The organism is Cohnella soli, from assembly GCF_042655525.1.
Lineage (GTDB): Bacteria > Bacillota > Bacilli > Paenibacillales > Paenibacillaceae > Cohnella > Cohnella soli.
Genome location: NZ_JBHSMI010000025.1, coordinates 378,807 through 393,847, shown reverse-complemented (window position 1 = coordinate 393,847; position 15,041 = coordinate 378,807). Strand labels below are relative to the sequence as shown.

Annotated in this window: 16 protein-coding genes; 15 read left to right on the top strand and 1 reads right to left on the bottom strand. The window is 54.0% G+C overall.

The features are described 5' to 3' along the window. Positions 1 to 4 precede the first annotated feature (4 nt). From ACFPOF_RS14880 to ACFPOF_RS14815, 14 genes are all read left to right on the top strand, one after another. Entirely contained in the window at positions 5 to 1,447 is a 1,443-nt protein-coding gene (locus ACFPOF_RS14880) for a nicotinate phosphoribosyltransferase (protein WP_378133933.1), read from the top strand. Positions 1,448 to 1,489: 42 nt separating this feature from the next. Beyond that, the gene (gene pnuC, locus ACFPOF_RS14875; protein ID WP_378133931.1) at positions 1,490 to 2,221 is read left to right on the top strand and encodes a nicotinamide riboside transporter PnuC; all 732 of its coding nucleotides are present in this window, start codon (positions 1,490 to 1,492) and stop codon (positions 2,219 to 2,221) included. Further along, positions 2,112 to 3,116, top strand: a complete 1,005-nt coding sequence (locus tag ACFPOF_RS14870; RefSeq protein ID WP_378133929.1) for an AAA family ATPase — start codon at positions 2,112 to 2,114, stop codon at positions 3,114 to 3,116. The genes pnuC and ACFPOF_RS14870 overlap by 110 nt, the downstream gene beginning before the upstream one ends. A gap of 52 nt (positions 3,117 to 3,168) precedes the next feature. Continuing rightward, positions 3,169 to 4,056 (top strand): ADP-ribosylglycohydrolase family protein, encoded by an 888-nt coding sequence (locus ACFPOF_RS14865; protein ID WP_378133927.1) that lies wholly within the window; start codon positions 3,169 to 3,171, stop codon positions 4,054 to 4,056. Between the two features lie 108 nt (positions 4,057 to 4,164). Beyond that, entirely contained in the window at positions 4,165 to 5,007 is an 843-nt protein-coding gene (locus ACFPOF_RS14860) for a DegV family protein (protein WP_378133925.1), read from the top strand. 339 nt (positions 5,008 to 5,346) lie between these two features. Beyond that, positions 5,347 to 6,447, top strand: coding sequence for a Gfo/Idh/MocA family protein (locus tag ACFPOF_RS14855; RefSeq protein ID WP_378133923.1), 1,101 nt, complete (start codon positions 5,347 to 5,349; stop codon positions 6,445 to 6,447). Positions 6,448 to 6,574: 127 nt separating this feature from the next. Then, entirely contained in the window at positions 6,575 to 7,240 is a 666-nt protein-coding gene (locus ACFPOF_RS14850) for an SOS response-associated peptidase (RefSeq protein ID WP_378133921.1), read from the top strand. Positions 7,241 to 7,336: 96 nt separating this feature from the next. Further along, the gene (locus tag ACFPOF_RS14845) at positions 7,337 to 8,392 is read left to right on the top strand and encodes a Gfo/Idh/MocA family protein (protein ID WP_378133919.1); all 1,056 of its coding nucleotides are present in this window, start codon (positions 7,337 to 7,339) and stop codon (positions 8,390 to 8,392) included. 81 nt (positions 8,393 to 8,473) lie between these two features. Then, the gene (locus ACFPOF_RS14840; protein ID WP_378133917.1) at positions 8,474 to 9,058 is read left to right on the top strand and encodes a thymidine kinase; all 585 of its coding nucleotides are present in this window, start codon (positions 8,474 to 8,476) and stop codon (positions 9,056 to 9,058) included. 28 nt (positions 9,059 to 9,086) lie between these two features. Beyond that, positions 9,087 to 9,890 (top strand): alpha/beta hydrolase, encoded by an 804-nt coding sequence (locus ACFPOF_RS14835; protein ID WP_378133915.1) that lies wholly within the window; start codon positions 9,087 to 9,089, stop codon positions 9,888 to 9,890. 6 nt (positions 9,891 to 9,896) lie between these two features. After that, a complete protein-coding gene (locus ACFPOF_RS14830; RefSeq protein ID WP_378133913.1) occupies positions 9,897 to 11,306 on the top strand; it encodes a sensor histidine kinase in 1,410 nt (469 codons plus the stop codon). Then, on the top strand, positions 11,299 to 11,970 hold the full coding sequence (locus ACFPOF_RS14825) for a response regulator (RefSeq protein WP_378133911.1): 672 nt from the start codon (positions 11,299 to 11,301) through the stop codon (positions 11,968 to 11,970). Before ACFPOF_RS14830 ends, ACFPOF_RS14825 begins: the two co-directional genes overlap by 8 nt. 182 nt (positions 11,971 to 12,152) lie before the next feature. After that, positions 12,153 to 12,863, top strand: coding sequence for a YwaF family protein (locus ACFPOF_RS14820; protein WP_378133909.1), 711 nt, complete (start codon positions 12,153 to 12,155; stop codon positions 12,861 to 12,863). Between the two features lie 93 nt (positions 12,864 to 12,956). Further along, complete coding sequence (locus ACFPOF_RS14815) at positions 12,957 to 13,613, top strand: SGNH/GDSL hydrolase family protein (protein ID WP_378133907.1); 657 nt, start codon at positions 12,957 to 12,959, stop codon at positions 13,611 to 13,613. A 13-nt stretch (positions 13,614 to 13,626) separates the two neighbouring features. Here the strand turns inward: ACFPOF_RS14815 and ACFPOF_RS14810 are convergent, their stop codons facing one another. Next, on the bottom strand, positions 13,627 to 13,950 hold the full coding sequence (locus tag ACFPOF_RS14810; RefSeq protein WP_378133905.1) for a hypothetical protein: 324 nt from the start codon (positions 13,948 to 13,950) through the stop codon (positions 13,627 to 13,629). Between the two features lie 159 nt (positions 13,951 to 14,109). Here ACFPOF_RS14810 and ACFPOF_RS14805 point away from each other — a divergent pair, with 159 nt between their 5' ends. Continuing rightward, the gene (locus ACFPOF_RS14805) at positions 14,110 to 15,039 is read left to right on the top strand and encodes an AEC family transporter (protein ID WP_378134419.1); all 930 of its coding nucleotides are present in this window, start codon (positions 14,110 to 14,112) and stop codon (positions 15,037 to 15,039) included. Positions 15,040 to 15,041 lie beyond the last annotated feature (2 nt).

Sequence of the window (15,041 nt, the reverse complement as noted above, 5' to 3'; positions counted from 1 at the left end):
GAACATGGGAGACAATTTAACGCTTCATACAGATAAATACCAGATCAATATGATGTACGCGCACTGGAAGAACGGCTCGGCGAACGAGAGGGCCGTCTTCGAAGCCTACTTTCGCAAGCTGCCGTTCGGCAGCGGTTATGCGGTAGCCGCCGGGCTGGAAAGGATCGTCGATTACATTCGCAATCTGGCGTTCGACGACGAAGAGATTGCCTACTTGCGAACGCAGGAAGAAAATTACGACGAAGGGTTCCTTGCGGAACTGCGGGCGTTTTGTTTTACGGGCGACTTGTTTGCTGTTCCGGAAGGAACGGTCGTTTTCCCGAACGAACCGCTTGTGCGGGTAGACGCCCGAATGATCGAAGCTCAACTCGTGGAGACGGCATTGTTGAACTTCTTGAACTACCAGACGCTGATCGCGACGAAGGCGGCCAGGATCAAGAGAGTAGCCCCGAACGATCGGCTGCTCGAATTCGGAACGCGTCGGGCGCAGGAAGCGGACGCGGCGATCTGGGGCGCACGGGCGGCGTATATTGCCGGGTTCCACGCCACATCGAATATGCGGGCGGGCATGCGCTTCGGCATCCCGACCTCGGGTACGCACGCACATGCCTGGGTGCAAAGCCACGATAGCGAAGAAGAGGCTTTTCGCCTATACGCGGAGACGTTGCCCGATCACGTGACACTGCTCGTCGATACGTACGATACGCTGAAAAGCGGCGTGCCGAACGCGATCAAGATCGCACGAATGCTGCGCGAGCAAGGCAAAGAGCTCAAAGGCATCAGGCTCGATAGCGGCGATCTGGCTTACTTATCGAAACGCGCACGGGAAATGCTTGATGAGGCGGGTTTCCCTGACGTGCGTATCGTCGCATCGAACGACTTGGACGAGAACATTATCGGCGAATTGAAGGCGCAAGGGGCGCGTATCGACATTTGGGGTGTCGGCACCCAGCTCATTACCGCGTTCGACCAACCGGCGCTCGGCGGTGTATATAAGCTGATTGCACGGGAGAAGGATGGCGATCTCGAACCGGTCATCAAAATCTCGGGCAATCCGGAGAAAATTTCGACGCCTGGGGTAAAGGATGTTTACCGGATCGTGAGCAAGGAGACGGGAATGGCTGTCGCGGATTATGTGTGCATGCCTGAAGAAGGCGAAGCTGTCCGTAACGGCGAACCTTTGAAGCTGATCGATCCGCTTCATCCGCACCGCTACAAGGAGATCGACAATTACGAGGCGACTCCGTTGCTTCAACCCATATTCCGGGAAGGCGAACTCGTCTATGCGTTGCCTGAGTTGACGAATATTCAGCGATACCATGAAAAGCAGATCGTATTGTTCTGGCCTGAACATCTTCGGAAGCTTAATCCTGAGCTTTATTTGGTCAACGTAAGCCGTGGACTGTGGGAACAACGGGCTCGATTGATCGAACGCTATCATCCGTAATATTGGGGTGGCCATTTGTTGCCGGCAAAGGAGAGGATCGTTATGAAGTCGATCGTCACAATCATCGCATGGCTTGCCGCATTTACGGCGATCGGCTATTACACGTCGTCCACGACGCTGGAGATCGTCGCGACGACGACCGGATTGCTGTGCGTATGGCTGACGGCTCGGGAGAATCTATGGGCGTGGCCGATTTCTCTGGTGAATGTCGTCTGTTTCTTCTATATGTTCATGGACGTGAAGCTTTACGCGGACATGTCGCTGCAAGTGTTCTTCTTCGCGTTAAGCGCCTACGGCTGGATCGTCTGGGCGACGAAAAGGGGCAATGCCAAAGTGCGTCCGACCCGTCGACTGAGTCGGAGGACGGCACTCGCGCTCATCGTTTTCCTTGTCGCGGCAACGTGGGCGTGGGGGGCGTTGCTGCAGCATCATACGGACGCCTCGATTCCTTACATGGACGCATTCGTAGCGACGCTTAGCTTGATCGCGCAATTTTTGCTATCTTACAAAGTTTTAGAGAACTGGTATGTGTGGATTTTCGTAGATGTATTGTCCATAGGCATGTATTTCTATAAAGATCTGAATACGATCGCATTGCTATATGTCGTCTACTTGGGTATTGCGACGATGGGACTTATCTCATGGAGAAAGGAGCTCGGCAACTATGGGGACGGAGGGGATGCAGCGAAAGACGGGACTTACGCTGGGGAAATTCGCGCCACTGCACAAGGGGCACCAGTACATGGTGGAGACAGCGCTCGCGGAAACGGATGAGCTGATCATTCTCATTTACGATTGCCCGGAGACGACTTCAATTCCGCTGCAAGTTCGAGCAGAGTGGCTTCGTGTTTTGTATCCGATGGCGCGGGTCATCGAGGCGCGGGGTGGTCCGACGGATGTCGGCTATACGCCTGAAATCAAAAAAGCCCAAGAGGATTACGCGCTTGGGCTGCTTGGCGGCGAGACGATTACGCATTTCTATTCGAGCGAGCCTTATGGCGAACATATGAGCGAAGCATTGGGTGCTGTGAATCGGCAAGTCGATCCTGCGCGGGAGCGGTTTCCGGTGTCGGGGACGGCGGTGCGCGCCGATCCGTACGCCTATCGCGAGTTGGTGCATCCGCTCGTCTATCGCGATTTGATCGTCAAAGCGGTTTTCATGGGAGCGCCGTCTACCGGGAAGACGACGCTCGCCCACCTTATGGCCGAGCGGACAGGTTCCGAGTGGATGCCCGAGTACGGCCGGGAGTATTGGGAAACACATCAGGTGGATCGCCGATTGACGCCCGAGCAGTTGCTTGAAATCGCCGAAGGTCATCTCGAACGGGAAAATCAGCTTGCTGAGATCGCAGAGGGGACGTTATTCGTCGATACGAACGCGCTAACGACTTACCGCTTCGCGCTTGAATACCACGGGATGGCGCTGCCGGAATTAGTCCGTCTTGCAGAAGCGGTCGCAACTCGGTACGACCTCGTCTTCCTGTGCGATGACGATATTCCGTACGACGATACATGGGACCGATCCGGCGACGTCGAACGACAACGATTCCAGCAAATGATCATCGGTGATCTGGACAGATTGCGTATTCCATACGTGACGCTTAGCGGAAGTTTGGAAGAAAGAGCGCGCAGGGTGGAAGAAGCGTTGGCTGCTTACCGGAAGTGCTGAGCGGTGGGAATTACATATCTGCGTAAATGGAGAGAAAGGGGGAGAGGAACAAATGGACTACGCGAGATTGCTTGATCGGATCAAAGGTGGGCTCTACGGCGTTGCGATCGGAGACGCGCTCGGCGGCACGACCGAATTTATGACGGCAAACGAGATCAAAAGACAGTTCGGCAGCCTGACTGAAATCGTCGGCGGAGGCGTGTGGCGGCTAGCTCCGGGAGAAGTGACCGACGATACGATGATGACGCTATGCGTGGCTGAGGGCATACTGGCGAACCCGGAATCGCCGATGGCGGCGATCGGCGATCGTTTTCTAGCGTGGTACGCGTCGAATCCGAAAGACATCGGCATTATTATTAGACACGTTCTGGGCTCCTACGACGGTGATTGGTTCGAAGCTGCCTTTCTGGCGGATATGGAGCTTGGACGGAGCGCAGGCAATGGCTCGCTTATGCGATGTTTGCCGGTCGGGCTAGCATATGCCCGGCTTGAAGACATTGAACGCGTGTCCGTAATGCAGTCGAGAATGACGCATTACGACGAAAGATGCGATCAAACTTGTGTCGCCTACAATCGCATCGTTTTTCGTCTACTGCACGGGGAAGACTTGAGGCAAGCGATACGAGCGGAAATTGCGGGAACCGAATTCGAATCGGCGTTGGTCGCCGAGCCTCGTTGCGAACCGAGCGGCTTCATCGTTCATAGCTGGAAGTGGGCTCTTCATCACGCATACAACGCCGATAGTTTCGAGGACGTCGTTCAACGTGCGGCGAATCATGGCGGAGACAGCGACACGATCGGTGCGATTGCCGGAGGGCTGGCGGGTGTTTTCTACGGCTTCTCCCGACTTCCACAACGTTATTGCGAAGCCATTCTCGTTCGCGACCATCTTGACGATGTTGCCGAGAGGTTAAGTGCACTTCGCAACAGTTGGCTTTAACTTCAAGGAACCGTTATTGATTGCGGAACGTATGAGATGATAGACAACACGAATGCGTTCCCGATAATCGGGTCGGCATCGATCAACTGGCGAAAGCAGGATGACCCCTTGGCTTCAATTAAAATCGTAACGGATTCTACCGCAGACTTATCGGACGATCTATTACAGCAGTACGGCATCGAAATTGTACCGCTATCCTTATGCATCGATGGCCGTACGTATTTGGATCGCGTCGACATCACCCCGGCGCAGTTCATGGTCGAGATGAAGCAGGCGAAGGAGTTACCGAAAAGTTCTCAACCGCCCGCAGGAGTTTTTCTGGAAGTGTATGACAGATTAGGAGCTGATGGCAGCGAAGTGCTGTCGATCCATATGACCGGTAATATGAGCGGAACTGTCCGTTCCGCACAGATGGCGGCTGACATGACCGAGACGAAGGTGACGGTCGTCGACTCGAGATACATTACTCAGGCGCTCGGTTTTCAAGTCGTCGAAGCGGCAATTATGGCTCGAGAGGGTAGGAGCGTTGAAGAGATTTTGTCGAGGTTGGATGTTGTACGCGAACAGACGAGACTTTTTGTCGTAGTCGACACGCTTGACAATCTCGTAAAAGGCGGTCGAATTGGCAAAGGTACGGCATGGATCGGCTCGCTGCTGAAAATCAAAATTATCGCCTCGCTTGCGGGAGGAGAGTATACGCCGGTTGCCAAAGTGAGGAGCCGCACCCATATCGTCGATTACTTAGTTAGGCAGTTCGCCGACGATGTCCGAGACAAGGAAATCAAAGGCGTCGGATTGCTCCATGCGGACGGCTACGAACTGGCAGCGAAGCTGAAAGAGGCAATCGTCGAACAAACCGGCTTTGATCGGATTCGCATCGAAGAGACGACGCCTATCATCAGCACGCATACGGGGCCTGGCGCGATCGGGTTCGTCTATTACTTTGAATAACGCTCATCGAACAAGAGGGGGCTTCCTGGAAGGGGCAAGCCTTCTCTTGTTTTTTATGAACTAACATTTTCGCTTTTGTCGATATCCCCTTCACTCAGAAAAATGCCGATGCTCCGTTGTTGCAAAATGCGACATGAGGGTAGTCGTTACCCTCGCCTTCGATTCCTTCGGACTCTTGCTGAGCGACGGGGATATCGGCAAAAGGGGCGAGATACGACTTCACCGCCGGGCAAGAATGCCAAATTGCAATAACAATTGAGCCAGATTGGCTACTCCAAACAATGGTAGAGTAGTGTCAGAAGCATCGTATTTGAAACGACAGGGAGTGAGATTCCGTCCATGCAAAAAATCAAAGTAGGCATGATCGGCACGGGTAACATCAGCGGCATCTATTTCCAAAATGGCAATCGATTCGAGTCGATGGAAATCATCGCATGCGCGGACATCGATGTTGAGCGTGCGAAGGCAAAAGGTGAGGAGTATGGCATTCGCGGCTGTTCGGTTGAAGAGTTGCTAAACGATCCCGAGATCGAAATGATCATCAACCTAACGATTCCACAGGCTCACGCCAATGTATGCCTTCAAGCACTAGAAGCCGGCAAACACGTCTATGTGGAGAAACCGCTCGCAGTTACTCGCGAAGACGGGCTTAAAGTGCTCGAGCTCGCGAAGCAAAAAGGTCTGCGCGTCGGCTGCGCGCCGGATACATTTCTCGGAGGCGGCATCCAGACGTGCGTCAAGCTGATTGAGGACGGCTGGATCGGCACGCCGGTCGGTGCGACGGCGTTTATGCTCGGAGGAGGTCCGGAAGATTGGCATCCGAACCCGGAGTTCTTCTATCAGGTCGGAGGCGGCCCGATGTTCGATATGGGGCCCTACTACTTAACGGCACTGATCGCATTGCTCGGCCCGATTAAGACGGTGACGGGCATGACGAGAATATCGTTCCCTGAACGGACGATCGGCAGCAAACCGAAGCGAGGTCAAGTGATGAAGCCGGAGATCGCGACGCATATCGCAGGCGTCATGCAGTTCGAGTCCGGCCCGATCGGAACGCTGTTGACGAGTTTTGATGTAAAAGGCGGTACGCAATTGCCGCGCATCGAAGTGTACGGCAGTCAGGGCACGCTGCTCGTGCCGGATCCGAACACGTTCGGCGGTCCGGTGTACATCCAGCGTGCGGGAGCGAACAATTGGTCCGAAATTCCGCTGACGCACAGCAAGTCGGAGAACGCCCGCGGCGTCGGCGCGGCAGACATGGCGAAAGCGATCCAAGCCGGGCGCAAGCACCGGGCGAGCGGACAACTGGCCTATCACGTTCTGGAAGCGATGCATGGCTTTCACGACGCGTCCGATGCGAAAGCCCATTACGAGATGAAGAGCACTTGCGACAAACCGGCGGCGCTTCCAGTCGGGCTCGCGGATTACGGACTGGATTGACAATACCAATTGCGACTCCTGTGTCTCATGACGTAGGAGTCGCTATTTTCGTACGACTGCATACATAATTTTGCCAGCAACCGCCCACACTGATGAATAGTAAATTCATGGAAATGGGTGGTTGACTGTGTGCAATCGTTTCTCGCTGACGGCGGAGTTGGCGGATTTGACGGAGAGCTTCCGCATCGACCGTGTTCACGTTCCGTATTTTCGCAGGTACAATATCGCACCAACGCAGCAAATTCCGATTATTCAGCAGATCGGAGAAGAGCGGTGCCTGAATCAACATCGCTGGGGGCTTATGCCGTATTGGGGCAAGAGCTCGATCAACGCGAATCTTGACACGCTTGTCGACCGAAACCACTTGCGCCTCATGTTGCGGAAAAAACGTTGCGTCATTCCTTGCAGCGGTTTCTACGTCTGGCGGACGGAAGGGAAAAGCAAAAGCGCGTGGCGCGTCGTACATCGGACGTTGTCTACGTTCGCGATGCCGGGAATATACGATGTCTGGCTCGATTCGGAAAGAAATGAGTTTCCAATGAGCACCGTCATCACAAGAGGCGCCTTGTTCGAAACCGGCGATCCGCTCCCAGTCATTCTTGACGACGAGTCGATGGAAGCTTGGCTTGACCCGCAAGAAACGAGGCCGGAGGCGCTTCAATCGCTTCTTCAGGGATTGCCCGACGCAGATTTCAAAATGTACCCTGTTGCGCCATACGTGCACAACATGGATTGGGAGGCACCGGAATGTATCGTTGAAGTGGCGCCCGAACTGAGCTGGGTGAAACACTAGCGAGTGATGAAATCCCCCTCTTAAACCGGCATTGCAGCGTCGGTTCAAGAGGGGGATTTTTAATTCAAGCAAGATACAGCAAAGGAGAATCGACGTATGGCGGCATCTTTTAAAATAGCGGTGGCGGGCTGCGGCGGCATGGCGAACACGTGGGTGAATTATGCGATGGAAAGGCCGGATGCGGAGATCGTAGCACTGGTCGATATCAAACTCGAATTCGCCAAAGCGATGGCACAGCGGCACGGACTTGCTTGCCCGGCGTTCACGGATTTGCGGGAGGCCATACAAGCGACGGGGGCGAACCTTGTTTTTGACATTACCATACCTGCCAGCCATTATCAGATCGCGACGACGGCGATGTTGCTCGGCTGTGACGTGTTCGCGGAGAAACCTTTGTCGGAGACGTTGACGCATTGTCAGGACGTCATTCGGGTTGCGAATCAAACCGGCAAAACGCACGCCGTTATGCAAAACCGCAGGTACGACCCGCGAATACGCGCCCTCCGCAGCATGATTGAGAATGACGTTATCGGTCAACCTGGTTACGTAGGTGCGGATTTCTTCCTCGGACCGCACTTCGGCGGATTTCGGGAAGCAATGGAAAGCCCGCTGCTGATTGACATGGCGATTCATACTTTCGATCAAGCGAGGCTAATTCTTGGCGCTGACCCGATATCAGTCTATTGCCAAGAATTCAATCCCGTCGGTTCATGGTACGCCGGCCAAGCGGCCGCCATCTGTATTTTCGAAATGTCTGATGGATCGGTGTTTTGTTATCGCGGTTCCTGGTGCGCGGAAGGGGCACCGACTTCATGGGAAGCGACATGGCGCGTGAACGGAGTGAAAGGAACGATCGTGTGGGATGGAGACGGCAACCCCTATGCGGAAGTCGTCGCGCCGATCGATCAGCAAGGGAAATTCATCCGGGATTATGTGCGAGTAGATCCTGAGATTCTGCCGCTCGTGAGCACTTTTCACGATGGATGCCTGGACGAAATGTTCGCCGCGCTCTCCGAAGGCCGAAGGGCGGAGACGGACTGCCGCGACAACATCCAGAGTATGGCGATGGTGCTCGGCGCGATCGAAAGCTCTCGTCAGGGACGCAAAATTGTAATTTCGGAATTGCTGGCTTCCAACAAACCGAATCTCTAATTTTCAACGAGACTCCCTATTGCTGGGAGATCTTCTCCTGTATAATGGGTGCTATTGATCATCTTTGCGGAGGTTGGCTTAGTGGCACAGTTATATTTCAAATACGGGACGATGAACAGCGGCAAATCGTTCGAGATTATCAAAGTCGCGCACAACTATGAGGAGCAAGGCAAGCCGGTGTTGATTTTCACGCCTGCCATCGATACGAGGAACGGGTCGGATCGCGTAGGCTCACGGGTCGGTTTCACCCGTCCGGCTATTCCCGTTGACGATCGTACGAATTTGTACGAAGCGGTCAAGACGCAATTGTCCGGTTCCGGACGTTTTTTCTGCGTGCTCGTTGATGAAGCACAGTGGCTGAAAAAGCATCACATCGTTGAGCTGACGAGAGTGGTGGACGAGCTGAACGTGCCGGTGATGGCGTTCGGATTAAAGAACGATTTTCAGAACGAGTTGTTCGAAGGAAGCTACAACTTGCTCGTCTATGCGGACAAGATCGAAGAAATCAAGACGATTTGCTGGTATTGCGACCGCAAAGCAACGATGGTTATCCGGTTTAAGGATGGCGTTCCGGTTAACGAGGGAGAGCAGATACAGGTAGGCGGAAGCGAGGACTACAAACCGGTGTGCCGCAAGTGCTATAACAAGGCGTTTCAGGGGAACTAAGCAGTTATAGATGAGGAGGACATCCATCATGGGAGAGAACAGAGAATGGATCAAGCTTTGGCCGGAGGGAGCTCCGCTTGCGCAAGGGAGTGGAGATGAAGACGTTCCGGCCCTTCAATATTTCCCGGTACAGGGCACTGGCAGGGGAGCGGTTATCGTTGTGCCCGGCGGCGGCTACGGCATGCGCGCCGATCATGAAGGCGAACCGATTGCCTTAAAGCTGAATGAATTCGGAATCCCGACGTTTGTGCTTCGCTACCGCGTCGCACCGTACCGTTACCCTTGCGCGTTGACCGACGTGCAAAGGGCGATACGTTATGTGCGCCACTACGCGGAGAAGTGGGGTATTCGCGCCGATCGTATCGGCGTGCTCGGTTTCTCCGCCGGCGGACATTTGACCGCTTCTGCGGGCACGATGTACGACGCCGGAAATCCGGAAGCCAACGACCCGATCGATCGTCTGTCGAGCCGTCCGGATGCAATCGCGCCATGTTATCCGGTCATTACTTTGCAGCCGCCGCATTACCACGAAGGCTCCCGAATCAATCTGCTTGGCGACAATTCGGACGAGGACTTTGCGGCTCAGCTGAGCTGCCACACCCGGGTGACGCCCGACACGCCAACGACATTTCTGTGGCACACGGCGGACGACGGCGCGGTTCCTGTCGAGAATTCGTTGCTTTTCGCCGCTGCGTGCAGCATGAACAAAGTTCCTTTCGAGCTGCACGTCTACGAATCTGGTCAACATGGTCTAGGCTTGGCCGAAAATGACCCGCATGTCGCTTCGTGGATGCGCCTTTGCGGCGAATGGCTGATTAAACATCAGTTTTAATTCGCGATGTTATTCGTCTGGGTTTCTTTATGGTCGGTCGGGCTGATTTTACTGCTCGCCGATCCTCGCTCATCCGTCAACCGATGGCTGAGCGCAGTTGCTATGTTCGGCGGAGCGGGAGCGCTGGCTGCTACGCTGGACAACGTCTTCGTTCCGTACGTTCATGAACGCCGGCCTGACGGACAGTTGGAGCAGATGCTGTATCGCGTACAAGGAATCGCCTCGTTGTCGTCTTATTACGGGATGCCTTATGCATTCCTGAAGTTCGCGATGGCCTATCGACCGGCTGCTATTGCAACGAGCCTGCGTCGTGCCGCGACTTATATGCTATTGCTGCCCGTCGCAGGATTTCTGATCTTTACGCCGCCGTATACCGAATATTCGCCGATTACGTTTACGGTTGTCATCTGGTGGGCTGTGCCTTGCATGCTTGCGGGAGCAGCGCTCATTTTGTTCGGTCGCAGCGTAGGCGGCGACTTGTCCCATTCACGATGGCTCATTATTTTAGCGGTGCTTCCGCCTGTTTTGTTTACAATGGTAATGAGTTACGTGCTTCCGGTTCTGGGATGGCGGGGGATGTGGCGATACAATGTCTGGTTCGTCGGCATCGGCGTGGCTGTATTCCTCATTGGACTGTTTACTTATGGTTTTCTTGGCATCCGTGTGCTCATCGATCGCCGCCGACTCGATTCGACGCTCAGAGCAGTTACGTCGGGGACGTCGATTCTTCATCACGCGATCAAGAACGATATTGGGAAAATGAGACTGTTCACCGACAAAATGGCAACGTACGCCATCCATTCAGGGCAAGACGAGCTGCTTGAGGACATTCGTGTCGTACAGAACGCCTCCCGCCATATTCAAGAAATGATCGGAAGAGTGCATCGCCGCACGGAAGATTTGATCGTACGCCCGACGGAGGTCGATCTCGGGGATCTGGTCCGAGAGACGCTGAAGCCGTTCGAGCTGCGGTCTGACCACGTACGTTTGAGCGTAAACGTGGCAGAAGGTTGGATATGCCGGCTCGATCAAGCGCAAGTCGGCGAGGCGCTCGGCAACTTGATTGGAAACGCGCTTGAGGCGATGAACCGAGAAGGACGTCTGTTCGTGACGATGCGCGAAAACAAACGAGAGCTGACTGTGGAAGTGCGAGATACCGGGCCGGGCATGGATCGGGCACAAGCGTCAAAAGCGCTCGAGCCGTTCTATACGACGAAGGGCGGACGGGAAACGAGTTTCGGGCTCGGTTTGCCTTATACTTACTACGTCATGCGCAAACATGGCGGAACGCTCCACATTCGAAGTAAGGTTGGCGTTGGGACGCGTGTTATTATGACGTTCCCAAAGCGGAGCGTAAAAGCCGAACGGGTGGACGCGAACCGGCTTGCGGGAAGGGGAGTCGATGCGAATGGCTAACGGTGTGCCTGATAGCAGCGTCTGGATCGTGGAAGACGATAAGGATTGGCTTCGCGGTCTGAGAGCGTATTTGAACGGGCAGCCGGGCATCGCGATTGCGGGTACTTCGGCAAATCCGGACGAGGTCCGGCAAGCGCTGGAGGACGGCCGGATGAACGTCGACGTCGTCTTGATGGATATTATGCTGGATGGGGTTCCGGCTGGTATCGCACTGGCTGAACAAGTGTGTACACATATTGGGGCTCGAGTAGTCATGTTGACTTCGCTCGAAGAGAAAGATTTTATTTTCCGCTCGTTCCAGGCCGGGGCGATCGATTATCAGGTGAAGTCCGATTACGAATCGCTTCCGGAAGCGATTCGGGCTGCGGCACGGCGCGAGTCGCCGATTAGCCCGGCTGCGGCAGAGCGGATGAGAGAGGAATTTCGGCGGTTGAAGCGGCTCGAGCGGGAATTCGAGTCGCACAAACTGCGTAATCTGATCACTCCGTCGGAACTCGAGTTGCTCAAACTCGTCGATCAAGGATACACGCAAACCGAAATCGCTAGTCGCCTCGTCGTCTCCATTCGCACGGTCAAAAATCATATTAACCATGTATTAAGAAAACTCGGTGTCCAAGGTTCCAAAGAAGCGGCGCGCGAGGCAAAGGATAAAGGGTTGTTCTAGGGCGTGTCTGAAAACTCGCTCAACAGTGATCAGACACGCCCTAGGCGCCACTCTACGAGGGGCGTTTTTTTTGCGCGGCGGCAGCCGGTACTAAGCAAAATTGGAACTATTTTTTGCGCTCTGTCGGTCTACAATGAGAGTATACAATTCACTTTCAGTAAACCGGGAAAAGAGGGTTCGGCATGGCATTCGAAGCATACTCTTGGGCGCATGGGCTAGGTATCGCAATGGCGGCCGCGATCGTCGTCGCCATCGTCGGTTTTCGAGGAAAGCTGCGCGCCGGAACGAAAGCGAACCGCAATGCGAGATACGCTCTTGTGGCCATTCTCGTCGGCAGCGAATTGTCATTACAAGTTTGGTACGGCATTACCAGCCAATGGGGGATTTATTCTTTGCCGTTTCAGCTGTGCAGCATCATGATCTGGCTGTCGGCTGCCTTATTGCTAACGGGAAACCGGAAGTTGTTCGAAGTAACCTTCTTCCTCGGCATTATGGGCGCATTGCAGGCGTTGCTGACGCCGAACCTAGATGCGACTTATCCCGAGTTCCGCTATTTCCATTTCTTTATCGCGCATGGGGCTATTATCGGTGCAAGCCTCTTTCTGGCGGCGACAGAGCGTTATCGGCCGACTGTGTCTTCGGTATTTCGCGCATTAGGCTGGCTGCAAGTGCTGGCCATTCCGGCGGCGATTGCCGACTGGCTGACGGGTTATAACTTCATGTTCCTCGCTCGCAAGCCAGACACCCCGTCTCTGCTCGACTTACTAGCGCCTTGGCCGTGGTATTTGCTTGAGTTGGAGGTTGTCGCACTCGTTTTGTGCTTTGCACTGCTTGGCGTCGTAAAACTTGTCGATTACGTGTATCGCCCGCTAATATACAGGGCGAAGTCATAAATTTGGACTATCCGATCGCCGATTCGCCATGTAAAATGGGATTGTTTGGATAACAAATTTAACGATCAGCGAATCGATAGGGGATGAGTTCTCATGTTGTTGCAAAAAGGGGAAAAGCTGCTGTTTATCGGGGATTCGGTAACGGATTGCGAGCGGCAACGGCCAGACGGGGAAGGTTTGTTCGGCGCGCAAGGCAAAGGTTATGTGTCAATCGTCGACGCGTTCCTGCAAGCCGTATATCCGGAGCTTGGCATTCGAGTCGTGAACATGGGAGTCAGCGGGAATACGGCCGTGAACTTGCAAGAGAGGTGGGAGCAAGATGTCATCGCTCGCAAGCCGGATTGGCTGTCGATCATGATAGGCATCAATGACGTTTGGCGGCAATACGACTTGCCGGCGATCAAGGAATGGCATGTATACGCTGATCGGTATGAGGCGACGTTGCGCGAGCTCGTTAGCCGTACGAAAGATCAAGTCGGCCGCATCGTGCTTATGACTCCGTTTTATTTGGAAAGCAATAAGAACGATGCAATGAGACGGACGATGGATGAATACGGCGCCATCGTGAAGAAGATTGCTGAAGATGAAGGCACTTTGTTCGTCGATACGCAAGCAGCATTCGACCGCGTGCTTGAGCATCTGTATTCTGCTACTCTTGCTTGGGATCGCGTCCATCCGTCGCAAGCCGGTCACGCCGTGCTCGCTCGTGCGTTTCTGAACGCCGTCGAATTCGACTGGAATAAAGCGTAAACGGCGAAGGGGTTCATTTTTCGTAGTTCGTCCCCGGCCGCAAGCCGAACCGGGCGATATGTTCAACGAGCCCTTCCCGTTGCAACACTTCGACTTGTTTCTCTCCCATCAAGTCGAAGTGAGGGAATGGCGGCCTGTTATGAATGTAACGTGGACTTAGACCGTTGGCGACACACCACGCTTCGAGCCGTTTCAGATCGGAATTGCCGACTTTCGTGACGGTACGGAAACGTGGAAATCTTGGATCGTACCAGTAATGGGTAAGGAATGCGGTTTCTCCGCGACTGACGGTCGCTTTCCACGCATTTAATTCTTCTCTCTTGACTCCGAAAGCCAATGCGATGACATCCTCTCCACTAAGTGCTAGGCCTGATCTAGGTAGATCTGTTGTTCGTATTATAACACGCGAGTTGGAAGCTGCGCGCTATGCCGGTGGCACGTCGTACGATGTCGAATTTCATTGACGGAAAGCTGCATGGGGAGCATAATGGACGGCATGGACATTTTTCTGCATATTCTATGGAACAACGTACTCCCGCTTTCGGTTATTATCGGGCTTGGGGCGTTTTTACACCGGATGTTCTCGCTTGACATTAAGACGTTGTCGAAGCTTAACTTTTATTTGTTTTCTCCGGCGATCATGTTTCAGCTACTGTACGGTACGGCGATCTCGCTCGGGCTGCTCGGCAATGTTCTGCTGTTCTTCGTGGTATTCATGCTATTGCAATACGCGGTAACGGAAGTGATCGTCAGGCTTAGAGGTTACGACGGCGGCAAACGAGCGGCGATGAGAAACAGCGTACTGTTCTACAACAGTGCCAATTACGGCATTCCGATCAACCAGCTTGCGTTTTCCGGCAATCCATATACATTAAGCGTGCAAATCATTATTATGATGATGCAATCGCTTGTTCCGAACACATACGGCATCTATAGCGTAAACGCGCACAAGGCCGACTGGCGACGCATTCGCAACGTCATTCTGTCGATGCCAGTCATTTACGTCATTCCAATCGCTTTCGCGATGAGAGGTTTTCATGTGCCTCTCCCGGGCTTTCTCGACATCTCCATCGGTTACTTGGCAAATGCGTTTATTGGAACGGCGTTGTTTACTCTCGGCGTTCAGCTTGGCAGCATGAAGGGCGGCGTTAGCCGTGAGCTTGCGCTTGACGTTGGGATTGCTGTCGCGCTGCGACTTATCGGCGGGCCGCTACTTGCCTGGGGTGTGGTGCTGCTGTTCGGTCTGGACGGCTTACTCGCTTCGGCGCTAATCGTGTCTTCCGCCGTACCGACCTCGCTATCGAGCGTCTTGCTTGCCGTCGAGTTCGACAATGAAGAGCAGTTCTCGTCTCAGACCGTACTCGTCTCGACGATTCTCAGCATCATAACCGTTACGGCCACGATCTATTTGCTAAAAGGAGCATGAAT